The 18,530-nt window shown below is 43.1% G+C and carries 20 protein-coding genes and 1 riboswitch; of the genes, 7 read left to right on the top strand and 13 right to left on the bottom strand.

The genetic code is table 11. The features are described 5' to 3' along the window. Positions 1 to 280: 280 nt before the first annotated feature. Positions 281 to 1,396 carry a GGDEF domain-containing protein gene (locus D2910_RS16105; protein ID WP_117314211.1) on the bottom strand — a complete coding sequence of 372 codons (1,116 nt, stop codon included), beginning with the start codon at positions 1,394 to 1,396 and terminating at the stop codon, positions 281 to 283. A gap of 255 nt (positions 1,397 to 1,651) precedes the next feature. On the opposite strand from D2910_RS16105, the gene D2910_RS16100 reads away from it, so the two are divergent. The 3 genes from D2910_RS16100 (at position 1,652) to D2910_RS16090 (ending at position 3,623) form a co-directional block, all read left to right on the top strand. Then, positions 1,652 to 2,353, top strand: a complete 702-nt coding sequence (locus D2910_RS16100; RefSeq protein ID WP_117314210.1) for a Na-translocating system protein MpsC family protein — start codon at positions 1,652 to 1,654, stop codon at positions 2,351 to 2,353. Between the two features lie 175 nt (positions 2,354 to 2,528). Beyond that, positions 2,529 to 2,768 carry a KGG domain-containing protein gene (locus D2910_RS16095; protein WP_117314209.1) on the top strand — a complete coding sequence of 80 codons (240 nt, stop codon included), beginning with the start codon at positions 2,529 to 2,531 and terminating at the stop codon, positions 2,766 to 2,768. Positions 2,769 to 2,861: 93 nt separating this feature from the next. Beyond that, a complete protein-coding gene (locus tag D2910_RS16090) occupies positions 2,862 to 3,623 on the top strand; it encodes a purine nucleoside phosphorylase YfiH/LACC1 family protein (RefSeq protein WP_117314208.1) in 762 nt (253 codons plus the stop codon). Between the two features lie 75 nt (positions 3,624 to 3,698). Here the strand turns inward: D2910_RS16090 and thiW are convergent, their stop codons facing one another. The 5 genes from thiW to tenA are packed head-to-tail and all read right to left on the bottom strand — an operon-like array spanning position 3,699 to position 7,124. Continuing rightward, on the bottom strand, positions 3,699 to 4,187 hold the full coding sequence (gene thiW, locus D2910_RS16085; RefSeq protein WP_084243491.1) for an energy coupling factor transporter S component ThiW: 489 nt from the start codon (positions 4,185 to 4,187) through the stop codon (positions 3,699 to 3,701). Continuing rightward, positions 4,184 to 4,828 carry a thiamine phosphate synthase gene (gene thiE, locus D2910_RS16080; protein WP_240633639.1) on the bottom strand — a complete coding sequence of 215 codons (645 nt, stop codon included), beginning with the start codon at positions 4,826 to 4,828 and terminating at the stop codon, positions 4,184 to 4,186. Before thiE ends, thiW begins: the two co-directional genes overlap by 4 nt. Then, a complete protein-coding gene (gene thiD / locus D2910_RS16075) occupies positions 4,818 to 5,651 on the bottom strand; it encodes a bifunctional hydroxymethylpyrimidine kinase/phosphomethylpyrimidine kinase (RefSeq protein ID WP_117314206.1) in 834 nt (277 codons plus the stop codon). Before thiD ends, thiE begins: the two co-directional genes overlap by 11 nt. After that, the gene (thiM, locus tag D2910_RS16070) at positions 5,627 to 6,439 is read right to left on the bottom strand and encodes a hydroxyethylthiazole kinase (protein ID WP_117314205.1); all 813 of its coding nucleotides are present in this window, start codon (positions 6,437 to 6,439) and stop codon (positions 5,627 to 5,629) included. Before thiM ends, thiD begins: the two co-directional genes overlap by 25 nt. 1 nt (position 6,440) lies before the next feature. Beyond that, a complete protein-coding gene (gene tenA, locus D2910_RS16065) occupies positions 6,441 to 7,124 on the bottom strand; it encodes a thiaminase II (RefSeq protein WP_117314204.1) in 684 nt (227 codons plus the stop codon). A gap of 86 nt (positions 7,125 to 7,210) precedes the next feature. Beyond that, a riboswitch (TPP riboswitch) is annotated at positions 7,211 to 7,313 on the bottom strand. Between the two features lie 247 nt (positions 7,314 to 7,560). Here tenA and D2910_RS16060 point away from each other — a divergent pair. After that, the gene (locus D2910_RS16060) at positions 7,561 to 8,124 is read left to right on the top strand and encodes a PepSY domain-containing protein (protein ID WP_117314203.1); all 564 of its coding nucleotides are present in this window, start codon (positions 7,561 to 7,563) and stop codon (positions 8,122 to 8,124) included. Positions 8,125 to 8,523: 399 nt separating this feature from the next. Here the strand turns inward: D2910_RS16060 and D2910_RS16055 are convergent, their stop codons facing one another. Continuing rightward, the gene (locus D2910_RS16055; protein WP_117314202.1) at positions 8,524 to 9,498 is read right to left on the bottom strand and encodes a DUF4179 domain-containing protein; all 975 of its coding nucleotides are present in this window, start codon (positions 9,496 to 9,498) and stop codon (positions 8,524 to 8,526) included. Between the two features lie 4 nt (positions 9,499 to 9,502). Beyond that, positions 9,503 to 10,039, bottom strand: coding sequence for a sigma-70 family RNA polymerase sigma factor (locus D2910_RS16050; protein ID WP_117314201.1), 537 nt, complete (start codon positions 10,037 to 10,039; stop codon positions 9,503 to 9,505). A gap of 580 nt (positions 10,040 to 10,619) precedes the next feature. Between D2910_RS16050 and D2910_RS16040 the strand changes: the two genes are divergently transcribed. Together D2910_RS16040 and D2910_RS16035 are read left to right on the top strand one after the other, a co-directional pair. After that, a complete protein-coding gene (locus tag D2910_RS16040) occupies positions 10,620 to 10,844 on the top strand; it encodes a hypothetical protein (protein ID WP_117314199.1) in 225 nt (74 codons plus the stop codon). Further along, positions 10,844 to 11,050, top strand: a complete 207-nt coding sequence (locus tag D2910_RS16035; protein ID WP_084243484.1) for a helix-turn-helix transcriptional regulator — start codon at positions 10,844 to 10,846, stop codon at positions 11,048 to 11,050. Before D2910_RS16040 ends, D2910_RS16035 begins: the two co-directional genes overlap by 1 nt. Positions 11,051 to 11,778: 728 nt before the next feature. On the opposite strand, the gene D2910_RS16030 is transcribed toward D2910_RS16035, so the two are convergent. The 5 genes from D2910_RS16030 to D2910_RS16005 form a co-directional block, all read right to left on the bottom strand. Further along, a complete protein-coding gene (locus D2910_RS16030; protein WP_117314198.1) occupies positions 11,779 to 12,708 on the bottom strand; it encodes a magnesium transporter CorA family protein in 930 nt (309 codons plus the stop codon). Between the two features lie 314 nt (positions 12,709 to 13,022). After that, complete coding sequence (locus D2910_RS16025) at positions 13,023 to 13,226, bottom strand: hypothetical protein (protein ID WP_240633638.1); 204 nt, start codon at positions 13,224 to 13,226, stop codon at positions 13,023 to 13,025. A gap of 199 nt (positions 13,227 to 13,425) precedes the next feature. Next, positions 13,426 to 14,124 carry a class F sortase gene (locus D2910_RS16020; RefSeq protein ID WP_117314197.1) on the bottom strand — a complete coding sequence of 233 codons (699 nt, stop codon included), beginning with the start codon at positions 14,122 to 14,124 and terminating at the stop codon, positions 13,426 to 13,428. A gap of 240 nt (positions 14,125 to 14,364) precedes the next feature. After that, on the bottom strand, positions 14,365 to 15,774 hold the full coding sequence (locus D2910_RS16015) for a hypothetical protein (RefSeq protein ID WP_117314196.1): 1,410 nt from the start codon (positions 15,772 to 15,774) through the stop codon (positions 14,365 to 14,367). Positions 15,775 to 16,478: 704 nt separating this feature from the next. Then, positions 16,479 to 17,066, bottom strand: coding sequence for a CHRD domain-containing protein (locus D2910_RS16005; protein WP_117314194.1), 588 nt, complete (start codon positions 17,064 to 17,066; stop codon positions 16,479 to 16,481). A gap of 365 nt (positions 17,067 to 17,431) precedes the next feature. Here D2910_RS16005 and D2910_RS16000 point away from each other — a divergent pair, with 365 nt between their 5' ends. Further along, a complete protein-coding gene (locus D2910_RS16000; protein ID WP_117314193.1) occupies positions 17,432 to 18,148 on the top strand; it encodes a class D sortase in 717 nt (238 codons plus the stop codon). Positions 18,149 to 18,530: the final 382 nt, after the last annotated feature.

Here is an 18,530-nt window from a genome sequence, read left to right as displayed (position 1 = left end):
CTTTCCCGTACATGCTTGCATTTACTTTCCATTATCGCCAATAAACCCGGTTACGTACAATCGAACTGATTGCCCAATTAGAAAAGCGGAAACGGCCGTTAAGCTCCGACAAGCATAAGACACACTGGCGTAGCGGCATGTTTTCAGCCGCTTAGCCAGTGGGGCTTATGACCCGAAGAGCTGGGTCGCCGGAGTCTGGACACAGAAAAGCGGAAACGGCCGTTAAGCTTTAATCAACAAAAACACCGCTCCCGCCGATTGGCGTAGCGGTAATCCTTCTTTAACCGATATAGTGGAAACTGCGATTATGCTGAATCTGATTTTTGCCATTCCGCTTGGCGTCATACAAATAAGAGTCCGCCTTTTTAAAAAAATCGCTTTTGGACAAACCCGGATAATAGTTCTGCAATCCCGCGCTGATGGTGACGCTTCTACCGGCAATTTCCGCATGCCGCACCTCCGCGATGCCCTTGCGCATTTCCTCCAGAATTGCCAGCGTTTCTTCGAACGGCTTTTCTGTGAAAAGGACAGCGAACTCTTCTCCGCCGTAACGCGCCACTACATCGTGGGGACCCGCTTTTTCTGCTATGATTTCCGCTACATGTTTCAACACCAAATCACCGCTGCTATGGCCGAAATTATCATTGATGCTTTTGAAGTTATCGATATCCAGAATCGCCAGCTGAAGCTGCATCCCCGAATTTTCCGCCTGCTGGACAAGCGAATCCAGATAGTTTTGGAAAGTCTTATGGTTAAAAAGCCCGGTCAGCGCATCCGTCTTCGATAATCGTTCCATGATGCGGTTCTGAATCAGCAGTTCTTCCTCTTTTTCCGCTGCATGCCGCAGCGTCGTAAGCATTTCCGTCCCTCTTTCAATTACTGCCAAATAAACGATATACCCGGCCACCAGAATGAACAGATAAGCAAAATATTCATATGGCGTCATTGCCGCCCGGCTGTCTGCACTTATGACATAAATGACGAGAAGAGCAGTGAAATTGGTCAAAAAACTGATGGTCAGCTTAAACTTCTTCAGGTAAATCAACGAGATCGCCATTGGCAGCAATAAAGTCATCTGAAGGCCCGGTAAACCCGGATTTGCCAGAATCATCACAACCGCAAGGAGGGTGCCTGCGAAAAAGAGGATGTACGGGTTATAGATTTTTAATATTTGTACCATGAACCAGGAAAGCAGCATGATGGCCAGGATAAAACTTGTCGGCCAGATCATGCGCAGTGATATATAGTCTTCTATATAATAGGAATAGTAAAAGAACGTGACGATCAAGCCGACTAATTGGCCCCCGATTGCCACAATGGCCAGCAAGCCATAAAAGTAGAGAATCTTTTTTGCCCAGAATTCATAATTTAAACCCAATTGATTTGTCTTTTCCACGAGGTCCCCCTCCCTTCATCTTCAAATTCTTCCCTTTATTCTCATTCTATCAGGAACTAAGAGGAATAATATACTACTATTAAGATATTATTTTTAATGAAATTCCGCTGAATCCCCCGCTGCTGCTCCTGATAATTACTATCTATCAAAAAAATAAAGACTCCTCGCAATTCCCCACCCGAACCTCTATAATTATGGGAACAAGCAATTATAAAATATCGGATAAATATGCTTCCGACGGAAGGAGGAATTTTCATGGCTTCAGAAAAGACGGTACAATCTGAAATAGGCGGCTATATTTCAACGCTGCTCCGTGATCATTTTGGAAAAGGTCCAACATCCGTTTATGTAACTATCCGAAAGCCATTTATCGTTATCCACTTCCGTGGGTTCATCGCCCCTATGGAAGCCGTGCTGCTGAAACAGAAGGAATGGAAACGAGTTTTGGAAACCCGGGATTTACTGATCAATGAATTGGAAGAAGACATAAAGCAGAATCTGTGGCGAATCGGGCAATTGGATATCAGTGAATTTCATGCGGACTGGAATCTTGAACTGGAAACAGGATTGCTGATTGGTGTCATCGATGAAAAAGTGCAGGAAAATGATTTTGAATGGCCCGCAGAGATTGACAGGGATACCTTCGAGGAAAAGATTGAATCAGCCAGTGAACGTGCCGAAAAAACACCGAGCTCTATTGAAAGTTATTGGCTGAATGACCGGACAATACTGGTCAAAAGATATGGCATCTTAGTAGGGATCGAGAAAGCGTTGATATCGGAAGGCTACTCCGAAATTCTCAAGCTCGCCAAACGACCGTTGGAGCGACACTTGATATTGGAATCGCATCCCGAAAAAATACTGAAACGCAATATTAAAGAAGTTTTTCTTGATTGGAATTTCCAGGATGATATCGGCTATATTGTGTTTCTTCTGGAACCACCCAAAAAGCAATAACTGACTTTCCCGCCCATTAAACAGGGCGGTTTTTTATTGGCGTAAAATAAAAAACCTTGATAGAAGGTGGGAAATATTACAAGTGTTTTACAAAACGGTTAATGGTGTTTGAGCGCATGTTAACCGGGAAAATCACATACTGTAACACCCAATACACTTTAAGGAGGAGTTAGAAATGGCAGACAAAAACAACGGCAACAAAATGAGTCGTGAAGAAGCAGGTCGTCTTGGAGGAGAAGCAACATCCAACAGCCATGGACAGGAATTCTATGAAGAAATTGGGGAAAAAGGTGGAGAAAACAGCCACAGCGGCAACAACTCGGGAGGCAATAATTCCGGAGGCAACAAAATGAGCCGCGAAGAAGCCGGCCGTAAAGGCGGCAGAAACAGCCACAGCGGCGGCAACAATTCATAAGCGCTTATTGTGGAACAGTGAAAGGAGGGCAATTGCCCTCCTTTTTTCTATACAATAAAATCCAGCTCTTATATAGTAGAGACAGGTGATGATATGAAAACGAAACTATATGTCCATTCGGCAAATTTCACAGCCGGGCTCACACTGAAAGATGCGGTAGAATTCGAACTCAATAACATGGCGCTACATGCTTGTGAAGACCCGATGCTGATTGTGGAAAACCGACGGAAACTGGCAGATTTCCTCGGCCTTACCCTCGTCGATTTTGTATGCGCCAACCAGACGCACAGCGCCAATTTCCACCGTGTCGAGGCAGCAGACAGAGGGCGCGGATCCACTGAGACCGGGCATGCAGTGGAAAACACCGATGCGCTGTATACTTATGAAACCGGTCTTCTGCTCTGTACGTTCGCCGCTGACTGCGTTCCGCTCCTTTTTTACAATGAAGACAAAGGACTCATCGGCGCCGTGCATTCAGGCTGGCAAGGCACCATCAAAGAAGTGACATTAAAGCTTTTCGAACATCTGAAGAACGAGGAAGGCTGCAAACCGGAAGATTTCCATGTCCAGATCGGCGCTGCATTAAGCCAGGAAAAATTCGAAGTGGATGAAGATGTCTACTTGAAATTCAAAGCGCTCGGCTATGCGGATGAATTCATGTATCACAACGCGGAAACCGGCAAATACCATATCGATAACCAGCTGACCGTCAAGAAACAATGTGAATTGGCAGGCATTCCGACAGGCAACATTTCAATCGATCGCACGTGCACATTCATGAATCCTGAAGGTTTTTCTTACCGCGAAGACAGGAAGAGCGGACGGCATATGGGCTTTATCGTTAAAAGAGCGTGAGCAGGCAATCTGCTCACGCTTTTTTGTATTATTTTTAATATCTTACTGCATTAAATGGACTCTATCTAACTCCCTTTAATACAACAAACTTCTCACTTTGGTTTTCTCCAATCGATACACCAGCACTACACCCAATATTGCACCACTGATACTTGATACAAGGAACGGCGGCATGAAGAACAGCGCTGCGGTTTCAGTGCCCATCAACAGTTTGGCATACGGCACAGCAATCAATGATGCGATGATGCCGGTGCCGATGATTTCACCGACTGCCGCAAATCCGATGCGGCCCGACATCTTATACAATAAACCCGCAAGCAATGCGCCGATCATTCCTCCCGGAAATGCCAATAGCGATCCGGTGCCGGTCAGCACCCGCACTACTCCCGTCACAAAGGCTATCGTAACGGCAGGGATTGGTCCGAAAAGCACAGCTGCTATGACATTGATGGCGTGCTGAATGGGATAGGCGCGGGCAATTCCAGCCGGGAACGATACAAATGCTGAACCGGCAACCGCAAGCGCTACGAACATTGACATTACGACAAGTTTTTTTGTGTTCATATCAATACCCCTTTATATGAATTTTTGAAATGCGCGATTTGCAAAGCAATATCGTCAGCCTCCGACAAAGCCGAAATGACGGCAACACCGCATGCACCCGCCTGCCAGGCTGCTGGCGCATTTTGAGGCGTGATTCCACCAATGCCGAAAACAGGCGTCAACGGAAAGTGGCTGGTGACTTCCGAGATGCCCGCCGTGCCTGCCGGCCGTTTTGCATCTGCTTTCGATCGCGTGCCGTACACTGGACCCATGCCGAGATAATCCGCACCGGCGTCGATGGCAATCTTCGCTTCCTCGAGTGAATGCACAGAAACACCCAGCATCTTTTCCTTGCCGATCAGTGTCCGCGCCTGCCCGCAATCCATATCTTCCTGTCCGATATGGATGCCGTCAGCACCGACAGCGAGAGCCAATTCGACATCATCATTGATTAAAAAAGGAACTTCGTAAACTGCGCATAAATCGCGGCACTTTTCCGCAAACTCCAACAAATCCTGCCCCTGTAAAGCTCCCGCTCCTTTTTCGCGAAGCTGGAAATGGCTGATGCCGCCTTTTAAAGCTTCTTCCAATATCGACAGCGGGTTTTTGCCTGAAGCATTCTGCGTCCCCATGATGAAATAGACAGAAGGTTTATTGAACAAATTGTACATCCCCTTCCGCTGCAAAATGGCGGTAAGCGGCGTGGTTTGTCGGACCATGTCCAGCACCGATATGCAATTGATGCGAAAGCGCCGCCTGGATGAACCGTTTTGCCGTCACCAAAGCTTCCGGCAATGCTTCCCCTTTAGCCAATTCGGCTGTCAAAGCGGCTGAAAAGGTGCAGCCGGTGCCGTGCGTCTGCTGCGTATGAATACGTGCAGAGCGCAATCCAAATGATTCACCGTTTTGATCGAGGCAATAATCTTCCGCTATCAGCGGATTATCGGCATGTCCCCCTTTGATGACGACGGCTTTCGCGCCAAAAGCGAGAATCTGTTCAGCCGCTCTTTTCCGGTCTGCTGCCTCATGGATTTTCATGCCGCTCAGCATTTCCGCTTCCGGGATATTCGGTGTGATGACAGCTGCCAATGGCAATAACAAGGTCCGCATTGCCTCGAGTGCTTCCGCCTGCAGCAACGTTGCGCCGCCTTTTGCGATCATCACCGGGTCTACTACAAGATTGCGCCAGCCATGCTTTCTGATTCCCGCCGCCGTTTCAGCGATGATTTCAGCGTCGAAGAGCATTCCCGTTTTCACGGCGGCAATGGTAAAATCCGCGCCGATGGCATCGATCTGCGCTTTCACCGCACCGGCAGGCATGGGATAGACCCTGTGGACGCCGCATGTATTCTGCGCCGTTACTGCTGTAATGGCCGATGTACCGAAAACGCCGAGCTCCTGAAAAGTCTTGATATCCGCCTGTATGCCCGCTCCGCCGCCGGAATCCGAACCGGCAATCGTCAATACCTGCTTGATCGCTGCCACAGTATATCCACCCCTTCCCCATTTTCAAAGTCGAAGCCGTTGTCCTCATTCTCCATGCCGAATAAAACATCCAGGAACGTGTCGCGGAAACTGCCAGGCCCCTTCGAACTTGCAGCAGCCTTTTCACCAGCCGCCCCGTAAAATTTGAGAGCTTCAATTGCCGCAGCTGTTGGATCGTCAGGACTTACTGTCGTAAAAGCGGCTGTCACAGCGCTTAGCAGACAGCCCATGCCGGTCACTGAACCCATCATCCGGTCGCCGCCCCTGATCTTTTCTACCCGCGAACCGTTGGCCACGATATCGGTCTCGCCTGTCACTGCCACCACCAAGTTATATTCTTTTGCCACTTGCATAGCCAACTCCTCCAGGTCAATATTGCCTTCACCGGCATCGACGCCTTTTGATGCCCAGGCTACCCCGCCGATTGCCGCCAGTTCACCCGCGTTGCAGCGCAGCACACTGACATCGATTTCCGTTAAAATCTTCTGGACGGCTTCTTTCCGAAAAGCGGTCGCGCCTGCTCCCACCGGATCAAGGATCACCGGAACTTTTTCCTTATTCGCCCGTTTACCGGCGAGCAGCATGCTATGAAGCGTTTCTTTATTCAACGTTCCGATATTCAATGACAATGCGCGCGAAATGGCGACCAGTTCTTCCACTTCTTCTTGTGCTTCGCCCATGATGGGCGAAGCACCGATTGCCAGCAGCCCGTTCGCTTGAAAATTCGACACGACGTGATTGGTGATGCAATGGATGATTGGATTTTCACTGCGGATTTTACTGATCATCTCAAACACCCGCCTTTACTTGAGCCGGCAATTCCCATGTCTCCATCGTCCAGGCCTGCTGCCAGAAATTCCATTCGTAATAGCTGCTGCGGCGGAAACGGTCCTTTAATTCCTGGCGACGTTCCGCAGACAGCCCTTCCGCCAGACGGTCCATCCGCCCGATCTGCTCCTGCACCAATTCGCCAAACCATTCCGAACCATACGTCTCGATCCACCGGTCGTAAATCGGATGCCCCGGTTCGGCGTCTTTCAGGCGCTCCCCAATTTCATAATAAAGCCAGTAACAAGGCAGGATAGTCGCGACCACATCCGCCAGATCCCCTTCCATCGCGCGGTACATATGCGACACATACGCATATGCACTCGGCGACGGTTCGAATTTTTTCCAATCTTCCTCTGTTACGCCAAGCATACCCATGAATGATTCATGAAGCGCCATTTCCGCCGCACATGTCTGCTCCGAATGATGCGCAAAGCTTTTCGTCGTCGCAAGGTCCGGCGCTTTGAGCGCACCGACCGCTTGCATCTTTGCAAAATTCGTCAGGTAATAAGCGTCCTGCATGACGTAATAGCGGAATATCTCCACCGGCAAACTGCCGTCCGCAATCCCTTTCACAAACGGATGATCAAAACTCGCCTGCCATAACCCCTCGCACTCCTGCCGCACTTCCTGTGTAAATTTCATCTTCTCCAGCCCCTTTCAGGCAAAATAAAAAGCCGCTTTCCAGTAAAGGAAAGCGGCAATAATATGCAAAAAGATAGAGAAATCCGGCATACGCTCGCCCACTTCCCTCCGCTGGTATAATCCAGATCAGGTTCAAAGGGTCCGAGCGTTGCTCGTCTCAGCCGATAACCGGCTCCCCCAGTGGTGCATGTATTCAGTTGTTCCCCCAAAGATTATCACATAGTCTGAAAAATCACAAATGTATTTTTGAATGATAGACAAATCACCAGATTTCCCTTTGGCCACTTACCGGCCTATGAAAATATGGCGACCTGCGGCAGGGTACCGAAGATAATTGTCCCCCTGCCTTTCTAATCGAATTTTAATCTAATACTCATTCGTTTCTTACCTTCGATTGTTATTATTTGCTTGAAGCAAAGATAAAGGAGGAAAAAATATGAAGAAAAATATTTTTATAGGCGCTGTTATCACTGCTGCGGTTTCAGGGGCGGCTGTGGCAGGAGCTTCGAATGACCAAGCCAATGAGGGGCACAAGGAAATATCCGCATATCAAGCACTTCAGACAGCATTCACCCACGTCGAAGGCTTCGTTAAAGAAGTGGAACTCTCCTTTGAAGGTGACGAAAACCATTATGAAGTTGAAATTGAAAGCAGTGCAGACGAATATGAATTCCATGTTGACGCTGCGTCCGGAGAAGTCGTTTGGCAGGATTCGAGCACGACCTCAGAAGAGGATGATCGTGATGAGGCGGACGATTCTTCCTTAACTGAAATTGAAAATGCTGCGTCTTTCGAAGAATATGAAACAATCTCCAATCAATTAAGTACAGAAAACCTCACGTTCTTCATGGGCACTGACAATTCCGGTAATCGCGTCATGTTCCTGTTGGATGAAAATGGAGAGAAACGTTATAAAACCATCTTTGTAAAATACAATAGCTACTTAAAAATTATTGATTTAGACGGTGGCAGAGAAGTGTATTACGGAAAACTTAAATGATATGTATACCGTTACTATAATTTTAGCTCAAAGAAACCCAGGATCTTCTTATAAGATCCTGGGTTTTTGACAGAGCTCTTGATTTTATTTTTATAAATTAGAGCAAGTGGCCATTTTATAACCGGCTATTTTCAGTCTATCAAAAAATATATTTTTTCTTATTTAAAATTGCAAGGACTTTCGATAAATTAAAATGTAAGTTGATAACCATCACCTATTACCCGTTCATAAATGTACGCTTCTACCAACAAAAAAAGAGGAAAAGCCGTGCTGATTTGCACTGCTTTTCCTCTTAGTATCTGCTATTTGTATTCTTTCTACTTCCGGTAATTCCTCATATGTAAACCTCTGGCGTTTATTCAATGAAGTAGTTATTTCTGACCGCCAAAGATTACATAATTAGTTAATCGCAATTGGATCGCTTAATATCTCTCCTGTAGAACTACGCCCTACAAGGAAGTACTTGTTATCATCGAATGCTAACCCTTCAAAGCGTTTATATGAGATATCTCCCGGTTCAGTTGACCGGAAGGCTGTAGCACGATAGATATCTACTCCTCCTTCTGCTGTCTGGATATCAAAATCGATATCCTCGCTTTGACTTTGGGACAAATCATAGTAAACCGTGGTGGAGATTGGGGTCGAGACCACCTTCTCAATTGTAATTATCTCGCCATTCCTTAGGGTTATTTTCTGGTTCAATGCAAATTCTTTTCTTTCTTCCAGCAATTTCTTTTGTGAAACTTCCACATTATATTTCCAAGGCAACTCAATTGTTTTTTCGAAATTCCACGTATCGTAGCTAATTTCAATGGAGAGTTCTTCAGCTGTGATGGTTTGATCCAATTTTACATCGTTATAAATCGTATACATTGAATTATTCAATTCAATCGACTGCCCACCGGTACTACTATAAACATGCCCATTTACTTTGACGGTCGGCTGAATATGGGTCCGGTAATCAAAATCCACACCTGCAGCCGGCTCAAATGTGGCACTCAAAAACAGATGTTGATCGTCCATCATGACTTCATTTAATGTTAAGTGGCCAAGTTCATTTTCCGCTGTCTCCCCAATGGCTGTTTTGTATGCAGAATAATCCGTTGAGTCCTTTTGGGTAATATATTTTTCGATGGTTTCCCCGATAAATGGCATATTTGCTATCGTTCCCTTCTCTATTGTGATAAATAGACTAAGCACACATACTGCAACTGTTGCAAATCCGATGCCCAGCCATTTTTTCTTCCGTTTTTTAGGTCGAGTTTGATGGTGAACTCGCTTTAGAATCCGTTTCTCTTCAAATGCGGTTAAAGGGATTTCTTCAATTCCATCCAAATCCTGGCTCACTTCATTCAAGTCTTTGTAAAACGACATCTCCTTACACCTCACCTCTCAGCAGAATGGTTTTTAGTTTTCTTCTTCCTCTGGAAAGCTTGTTATGTACCCAGGATTCCCTAGCATGAAAATCATCGGCAATTTCTTTTGAGGGAACGCCTTTCACATAATATTTCTCAAAAATCTCTCGTTCGACATCTGTTAATCCATTTAATATACTCTGCATATCGAATAAAGGTTGTTGTGAAATTTGTTGCTCCGGAGTATTTTCATCTAACGCAAATTGGCTCAAGCCCTTTTGGGATTTATTGATTTTACGCAGGTAATCAATGGCACGGTATTTCGCAATGGCGGCTATCCATTGCTTGAAAGTATTTTTTGTCGCATCAAACGAATCGATATGGAACCAAACCGCGACTAATATGTCCGATAAGCACTCTTCCATGTCTTGCGGATTACCCTTCAGATACCGTTGAATTATCGCTTTCAAAAGACCGCCATATACTTGAAGTAGATACGGCAGCGCTTCTTCGTTTTTCATTTTTAGTTGCTCCACCACATTTTCCTCCGTCAACTTCAATACGAACCCTCCTTCCACCTGTTTTGAAATACTTGCCTATTAATACGTCTATCGATTTAAAATCCTATCAATCCTAAAATAAAAAGAGAGAAATGAATTATTTAATCTCAAATTCTGCATATGACCATTTAATTCAAAATACACTTATACACAAAGAAAGACCAGATGCTTTTAGTTAAGCATTTGGTCTTTCTACTTCAGATAACGTCATGATATGTAAACTATTCCGAAAAAATCAGCATGTGTTTTTGCTTTTCTTTTATAATGTTTTTCAGATTATAATATTTTACGGAAAGCTCCTCTCTAGAAATGCCCTACTCTATCTATTCATTTTTAAAGAAATACCAAATGATTCCCAGAAGTATTTAGATGCTGTTAAGACAGCCGACCACATCTTTCCCGATGTTCTGAAGTTGCTGCTATTTGCTGACCCCTCATTTTTCGGTTGGCCGATCTTCCCTATTCTCTCCATCAGTAATTAATAAAGATGTACATAAGAAAGCTGGAAATTTTACTGAAACTTTAATATGTGATATATTTCTAACATAAAGTTATTTATTTCTAACAGGAGGGAATAAAGATGAAACTGAAACGAGGATTGTTTGCAGATGACGAGCGCTCCAAAAAAGTCAAAATCCATGCAGCCAGCAGAGCATACTTTTACTCCTTATACTTTTGGTTAATTTTGTTTGCATTTCAAAGATATTTTGATAACGATGATTTGTTAATAATCGGTTTAATAGGAATGGCGCTGTCACTATATATATCCTGGCTATTCACGCGAAACAAGAAGGGCTTGGACTAATGAGAACAAAGATTAAGGAATACAGAGCTAAATATGGGTTTACACAAGCGGACCTTGCAATGCGAGTAGGAGCGAGACGAGAAACGATCAGTTTTTTGGAAAAAGGCGAATACAATCCATCTCTAAAGCTCGCAGTAAAAATTGCGCAGCAATTTAATGTGAGTGTAGAAGAATTATTTATTTTTGAGGACTCGGATTTTGAATAGCATCGGAATGCAGACTGTCTGTTTATAGGGCAGTCTGTTTTAATTTGAAATTAGGGAGACCTTGTAAGGCTATGTGTTAAGTAAGTGGCCGTAAAAATATATATACAAAAAGCAAGACCTTCTTGACTATCCCGCTATTGTTCTATAATTTAAAGTTTTTTACTCCCTGTAACTTCTTATCCGTAAAAAGGATCTTTTAGCAAGTTAAATTTCGCTAAAGCTGAAGATACTAAACAGCTGTTTTTTATCGTTTTCACTATCTATTGAAAATCATTCCGGCTTCTTTTCATTTGGGAGGAATTATTAAAATTCTTGAAAATAAAAAAATCCACCTATATGAATAGGCAGATTTTCTACTTTTAAATAAAAAATTCAAAATCAATTACAAAATTGAAGATGACCAATGTATGAAGGACAACAAACCACAATGCCTGACGATTTAAACGCACTTCATTTTCATAATGCATAACTCTCATCTCCTTTTGAACAGTATACTCGCATACTTTTTAGACTGCAATAATAGAGTGAAAATTTAATTTTTAGCCAAACAGCTTGAACTAAGCTCTTAGAAATCCTAATTCATTATATTGCACATGCTGGCATTGGATGAAAAGTAAAAGAACCTAGTTTGACAGAAGAATGGTCAAACTAGGTTCTTGAAATGGATTCAAAACAGTCCCACTTATTTAAATATCTGTTAACCGAAGTTTAGTTTACGAAATTTCGCTTTACTTATTCCTTTTCAACAAATCACCCAGCCATCCTTTTTTCTTTAAGAAGGAGTATAGCAGCAGTGTATTGAGCATTATAAATATCCCGGCGAATAAGTAAGCATATGTCCAATTCAATTCCGGCATATGTTTAAAATTCATGCCCCACCAGGCTCCCCAGGCAGAAATCGGTGTGAACAGCAAGGTGATGACCGTCAATGTTTTCATTATTTCGTTGCCAGCAACTGAAGCAGTGACGTCTTCGACACTAACCATGGTGCTTACTTCCTGGGTATACTCTCTGATTAAATAGTGACAACGGTCAAGCTGTTTGTCCGCTCTTTTATATAAGGGCTGATTATGATGCTTCTCATCGAATGCTTCTTCAATAACCATATGTATTTCTTGAACAGGGATGGTCAGATTCTTCAATAAAAGCAATTGATGCCGAAGATCAATCAGTTGATTCAGCACCTTTTGCCCATTCGATTTTTGCAGCTCCCATAGCAGCTTTCGAATAGCCACTTCTGTGGCATCAACCTGGATAAGAATGCTGGCAATGACTTCATCGATGATCGCCATCATCCCTTCAATCGCCGTATCTGCTGTAGCCATATTTTGCAAAACCAACTCTTTGTCCAACCCCTCGGTTTCAAGAAAATCCAGATTACCCGTAATTAAGGTATCCTCGGATAAGTAAAAACGAAACACTTTTCGAGAATCTTTGTCATGGGGCTTTAATTTGTAAACAAGAGAACCCCATATCGCTTTTTTATGGTTGATGTTTCGGTTCATCTGTAAATTGTTTTGCTCTTCCTCCCCCCCTTGTTTGTCCCATTCATCCGGCAAAGTATCGATTGGAATTAGTTTTTGCAGTTCGGCTTCTTCTGTCTGGAGATCAACTTCAATCCATTTCCACTGATTATTGGAAAACGCATGCTCCTTCATAATAATAAAGACTCCTCCCACTAAAAATTGCAGCAGTTTGCATTAAGTGTCTCATTCAAAGCAAGTCTTTTCTATACGATTGTTGCTTGTAATTTATCATAGCTTATTTTATTGCATGCAATCATTGTAAAAAGGCAGTTCGTTATAGCACCTATACGCGGATAGATGAGAAAAAAACATTATTAAGCATTGTTTTTCCCCTTTGTATTTTCTATTAAACTTTTGGCTACTTCCGATAATCCTACATATGTTAACTCTTTTATGAGTCCTTAATTGTAAAGTGGTATTTGTGTTTCATTTAATTGATACCCTCTTTATCTTCTACTAACAGAAACCTGGCGATAGAGTGCAAAAACCTCTTTATTTTCCTGTTCCCATCCAGGGTTACTTTGCATAGGTATGTTAAACGTCGTTTCCATTTCATGTGCCAGGTTAGCTAACATTATCTTTTTTCTGTTGGCAGGATACTTCCCCTGCGCTATTATTTCATAGCGTTTTTTATAGTACTTCAACATCATTTTACATTCTCCCTAAAGTGAAAAGTTAGCCTTATCATCCTCTAGTTCTTCGTTCTTAACCTCATTACACTGCATTCTGATACAAGTAATTCATTCACGCTCAGCTAGTTTTCACTGTCTAAACTTCAAAAGACAAGAGAGATCACCGTTTTATGGTCTCTCCTTTTTCATTTTTTCATTTTATTTTTATCATCCTTGACTAGTAGTCAGTCAACTCAGCATAAACGACTAACCGCTCTTCGTAATGGCCACTTTCAGTATCAAAAGTTCCAGTGCACGTAATCAAATTCAACTTCGGTTTTGAGCTGGAACCAAAAATGTCATTCAAGGGTGCATCTTCCGGTGCATAAGCTTGCTTGTCCGTTACAGTGAACGTCAACTCTGTACCATCTGTTCCAGTAACGTGAATTAAATCGCCCGGTTCTAATTTCTTTAAGTTGAAGAAAGTGCCGGGCTGTGAAAGACCGTCCACATGTCCAGCCAGTACTGCATTCCCGTTATTTCCAGGCTTCGTGCCCGGCTCATACCACCCGATTGTATGGATATCAGCTGGCGCTTCCATATTGCCTTCCGGCGTTTGGCCGACTTCTATGATTTCCGCTTTTTTATCGATTGCTGGAATTTCAACCTGAACCGGCGTCACCCCAAATTGTTTTTCTTCTATGCTTTTATCTTCACCAGCGAAAGTTGAGCTTAAAGAAGAGACTTTTTTCAAAACTTCCTCTTCCACTGTATTTTTCTGCAACACAATTTCCTGTGTAAAGCGTTGTTCTATTTGTTTAAAGTCATGATCTATTTTCGTTTGTGAATTATTGGTCGCTTGAATCGGGTTTCCACTGAAGGTCGTAAAAAGAAACAGGATATATATGAGACCAGCTTTTTTGATAAATGAGTTCACACATTTCACTCCTTATCTAAAAATAGAATATAGCACATCTTTTAATAAATACTATTAATTAGCAGATAAATATAAGACGAATTCATTTCCTTAACTGAAGCACGAATAGAAACACTAAAAAAAGTATGCCTATTCCAAATTCAGTTTAGAGCTAATGATAGAATTTCACTGCATATAAAAGTCCAGCATCTTTATAAATTGATAAAAAAGGGGAGAATAGATCCCCCCTTTTCCATCTGCTTATTCTTGTAACGCTTTTCTTCTTGTGAATACTAGAGCTCCGGCAAGTGCCAGTAATGGGAATGTGTACAGCATCCAGTTCATATTCCCTGAATCAGCCATACCACCCATGCCTGTTTCCGGCATTCCCGGTGCTGCAGCAAATTTCTCCGGGTTCTGTTTAACGATCGCACCTGACAACGCTTGACCGATTGTGAACATCAAGGCATGGCCTTCAGTCAACGTGTTGTAAACTGCCTCGTAATCACCTTCTGCATAGCTGTTTACGATATCGATTGTGCTTTGTTCATGTTGTTGAAGAACACTGATAGCTGTTTCTTTCGGCAGTTCTCCTCCAGTTGCTTCGCTCAGTAAAGTACCTAAGTCAACAGCGAAAGTATTCAGCAACATATCGGTAATTTCGTTTACTTTCTCCGTATCGCCATTGGCAATTGCTTCTCCAAGTGCTTCACTGTCTTCATACTGTGTAGAGAAGATTTCGCTGAATGCATCAGCAGCTTCCTGGCCGTAAAGTGATTTCACTGCCGCTTTCATCTGTTCAGCATTCGCTTCCTGCATTTCGCTTACAGCTTCGAATGCTTCTCCGCCTTCACCTTTGGCAGCTTCATACGCTTCTACTGATGTAGCTGTTTGATAATAGAAGTGAGCACCAAGCAATTGGCTGAAAGTGGCTCTTAAATCTGATGCTGGTGTTACCGCTTTCGTGTTGTCAAATTTCTCTGGCATTTGCGTCACAATTGCACTTGATAATGCCGTGCCGATTGTGAACATCCGCTCGTATCCTTCATTGAATTCCGTGTATGCTGCTTCGAAATCGCCCGCAATGGAATGATCAAGGAATTGCATCACATCTTTTTCATGTTCCTGAAGAACTGAAATCGCTGTATCCTTCGGCAGGTTTCCACCTGTTGCCTGACTTAAAAGAGTTCCAAGGTCTGTAGGGAATTGGTTCAACAAGTCTTCTTTGACTTGTGCAATTTCTTCTTCGTTGCCGTTTGCAACAGCTGTACCGTATCCTGCACTGTCTTCATATTGCGTATCGAAGATTTTATCAAATGCATCAGCTGCTTCTTGTCCGTATACAGATTTTACCGCTGCCGTCAGTTGTTCTCCGTTTACCTCAAGCTGTGCTTGTGCTTGCTCGAGTCCATCACCAGTCGGTCCGCCTTCTTCAGCTTTATGGTAAGCCTGCAATGCCACTTCTGATTGATAGATGAAGTGAGTTGATAATAGCTGGCTTAGATCAGCTCTTAATTGTGCAGCAGGTGTTTCAACTGTCGGTGCTGCCACTTTTTCAGGTACATCAGCGTTGTTACCGCCAGATGCACTTACTGCTCCGGCTCCTGTTGCCAATAATGCCGCGCTTAATGGTACTGCGATTACCGTTCTTTTTGCGTTTTTCCAATTCATGTTCAAATTCCTCCTTGTTTTTTGTTTCTTGCCTATCTTTCCGATCGTTCTACAACCACTACGTATGCTAGATGAGATTAGATCACATTTTGGACATATTTTTTTAAAAAAGTTAAATACATCCTCTAAATTACAAATTTTCTCTGTAATAATTCTCACCGGAATGTCGCATGATTGTAATATTCCTACACTCCTTGACTTTCCCTGACACTTTTCTCCTAAACATATTATTTTTTTATTTTCTGAATCTAATTAACATTTTAGAGGATATTTAGTCTTAAAAACTTCTGATAGCGGCCTTTCACGCTTTCCATCAGCTTCATTATTTTTCATTTTTAACTTTTCGGCACCTTTGTTTCGAAAATGACTTCCGAGACCAAAGCTATGCCGTTTTTCCAGAATTGAATCGTTTTGCTTACGGAAGCATATATTGAAACAAGTTTAAAAACCAGTAAACAAAATTGACAAGCCCCACGCAATAAAGAAGGACGGATTCTGAAACAGATCAATACTTCCATATGTTGAAGGGCTTTTTAATTAAGGAAAGAGCCGCTTCAGTACTGCCAGTCAAAAGAGTCGATTTTTTGTATGTAGATTTTTTCTTGATATCAATCAAATATTTCCTTCTACTTTTAAGGCAATATAAAAAAGCTGAATTGCTGTTAAGAGCGATAACAGGAGTTCAGCTTTTTATCGGGTTTGAGTTACGCAGTGGCTTTTTGGCGTCGGCCAATCAACAGGATTCCACCCATCACGATCGCAAACAGCCCCACCATTGTAAACAATGGACCATTTGAAGCCGTGTCGGCCATTTCATCGCCTTCTGCTACCAGCTGGCCACGAATTTCACCATCCGGATATTCCTCCGTATGCAGATTCACATAAATATCTCCAGCAACAAGTGCCATGGAGAAATCCTGCCATGTCATGTCTCCGACAAGATCATCCGCAGTCAATGTACCCGTCGCTACTTCTCCGTTATAGTCCATCGGTTCTTCATTTTCAAATAAAAACAATTCCACCGGACCATTTTCTCCTGCCGAGCCGCTGTGCAGATGACCAGCCAATGTGCTGTTCAAGTTAGATGCACTTACCGTGTATTCCACTGATTCTCCGTCTTCACTGACTTTGAAATGTGCCTGCCCTGTTGCGTCACTTGTCACATCCCCGACTTCCTGCTCCGGCGTCAATTCCACATTGAATTCGAGCCCTTCATGAGCCGCGAAAACTGCGCCGGCAAAACCTGCTGCTGCCAACAACGATGTCAGCAGTAAAACCAAGATTTTTTTCATCTGTTCCTCTCCTCTTGATCGATTTCACCATACGGTGATAACATTTCCCTACCCCCTTACCAAACAAACCAATCAAATTATCTGAATATTGAATCTATTTATCCATGAAGTTTACACCTTTTCTTTCCTTCTTTTTGGAATTACTCTTCTTGCAATCTAAGAATGTACTGGTTTAGAGGAAGGGGTAATCCGTTACGTTAGAAGAAAATCTTTTATCATTTTAATTGGGGTTAAAATGATAAAAAAAGACCTTCTTTAATAAAAAAACCAAATCGATTGGGGTTATGCAGTAAAATAGAGGGAATAAGGAGTGCAATAGCGTTACGTACTAATAGGTTCACTGAATCCTAAAGGGGTGACAGACGATGAGAAAGAAAATGGCTTCACTGTTGATCATAACCGGACTCGCACTGGCCGGCTGGAACGGCTATTCTTGGTTTTCCGGAACTTCTTCTGGACGTGAAGCCCTTGGACAAGATGACATTGTCCAAAACACGGACAACCCGCTGTCAGGTTCTGAAAACCAAAAGCCGATCACGACTTCTGAAAGAGGAGATTCAGATGGTGTGGCGACAGATTCCACCCAAGCTGAACCCTTGCCTGTCAAAATCGATACAAAAATTAAAAAGGCAGATGTCTCGCCATTGCGTGATTATAATGAGTACGCCAAAGGAGCAGAAATAGGATGGCTATTGATTCCTGAACTTGACATGAAATACTCCATTTACTGGGGAACAGATGACGACACCCTAAACCAGGGAGTCGGCTATCACATAGGAAATTTCACGACTCCACCTGATGGACTCAGGCATACCGTTTTATCCGGCCACCGTGACACCGTCTTTCAGGAGCTGGGAGAGTTAAAAGCCGGAAGCAAAATGTATGTCCAATTTGAAGATGTGCAATATGAATATCAAATTGAAAAAACATGGATTACAGATGCCGAAGACCGCACTGTCATCGTCGAGAAAGACTCACCCACATTGACGCTGACTACCTGCTATCCATTCACTTTTATCGGATCAGCGCCTGATCGATATATCATCGAAGCGCCATTAATCGCTAAGACACCAATGAATTAACATCTGCCTTCGTCAGCCTTCAAGCTAAGTGTATAAATGAACTACACCTTTCCGAACGCTTTAAAACAATTGAAAAACGGCAAAAGTGAACGTTCGTAAACATATCAAATGATTTTACGAACGTTCACTAATCTGCAGACACTTTAACGGACGTTTTTTAGAAAGTGTTAGTGGGAAATTATGGTAAAAACAAGCAAGTGAGCGCTAATCGCACGCAAAACTTTTTAATCGCACGCAAGTGGCACTTAATCGCACGCAAATCATTCTAATCGCACGCAAGCGCCACTTAATCGCACGCAAACCAAAAAACATACTAAGATTAGTAGGACGAACCAAGGCATTGGTTTATCCTACTAATTTTTTTATAGTAGAGGTGAAGCGG

Origin of the sequence: Planomicrobium okeanokoites, from assembly GCF_003428875.1 — a bacterium.
GTDB classification, from domain to species: domain Bacteria; phylum Bacillota; class Bacilli; order Bacillales_A; family Planococcaceae; genus Planococcus; species Planococcus okeanokoites.
Note: the sequence above shows the minus strand (reverse complement) of the source record. Positions and strands in the feature narration are given on the sequence as shown.

Coding starts and splice junctions, on each gene's coding strand:
- D2910_RS16100 (WP_117314210.1), top strand. CDS start 1,652: ATGGCTTCAGAAAAGACGGTACAATCTGAAATAGGCGGCTATATTTCA.
- D2910_RS16095 (WP_117314209.1), top strand. CDS start 2,529: ATGGCAGACAAAAACAACGGCAACAAAATGAGTCGTGAAGAAGCAGGT.
- D2910_RS16090 (WP_117314208.1), top strand. CDS start 2,862: ATGAAAACGAAACTATATGTCCATTCGGCAAATTTCACAGCCGGGCTC.
- thiW (WP_084243491.1), bottom strand. CDS start 4,187: ATGAACACAAAAAAACTTGTCGTAATGTCAATGTTCGTAGCGCTTGCG.
- thiM (WP_117314205.1), bottom strand. CDS start 6,439: ATGATCAGTAAAATCCGCAGTGAAAATCCAATCATCCATTGCATCACC.
- tenA (WP_117314204.1), bottom strand. CDS start 7,124: ATGAAATTTACACAGGAAGTGCGGCAGGAGTGCGAGGGGTTATGGCAG.
- D2910_RS16060 (WP_117314203.1), top strand. CDS start 7,561: ATGAAGAAAAATATTTTTATAGGCGCTGTTATCACTGCTGCGGTTTCA.
- D2910_RS16055 (WP_117314202.1), bottom strand. CDS start 9,498: ATGTCGTTTTACAAAGACTTGAATGAAGTGAGCCAGGATTTGGATGGA.
- D2910_RS16040 (WP_117314199.1), top strand. CDS start 10,620: ATGAAACTGAAACGAGGATTGTTTGCAGATGACGAGCGCTCCAAAAAA.
- D2910_RS16035 (WP_084243484.1), top strand. CDS start 10,844: ATGAGAACAAAGATTAAGGAATACAGAGCTAAATATGGGTTTACACAA.
- D2910_RS16030 (WP_117314198.1), bottom strand. CDS start 12,708: ATGAAGGAGCATGCGTTTTCCAATAATCAGTGGAAATGGATTGAAGTT.
- D2910_RS16025 (WP_240633638.1), bottom strand. CDS start 13,226: ATGATGTTGAAGTACTATAAAAAACGCTATGAAATAATAGCGCAGGGG.
- D2910_RS16015 (WP_117314196.1), bottom strand. CDS start 15,774: ATGAATTGGAAAAACGCAAAAAGAACGGTAATCGCAGTACCATTAAGC.
- D2910_RS16005 (WP_117314194.1), bottom strand. CDS start 17,066: ATGAAAAAAATCTTGGTTTTACTGCTGACATCGTTGTTGGCAGCAGCA.
- D2910_RS16000 (WP_117314193.1), top strand. CDS start 17,432: ATGAGAAAGAAAATGGCTTCACTGTTGATCATAACCGGACTCGCACTG.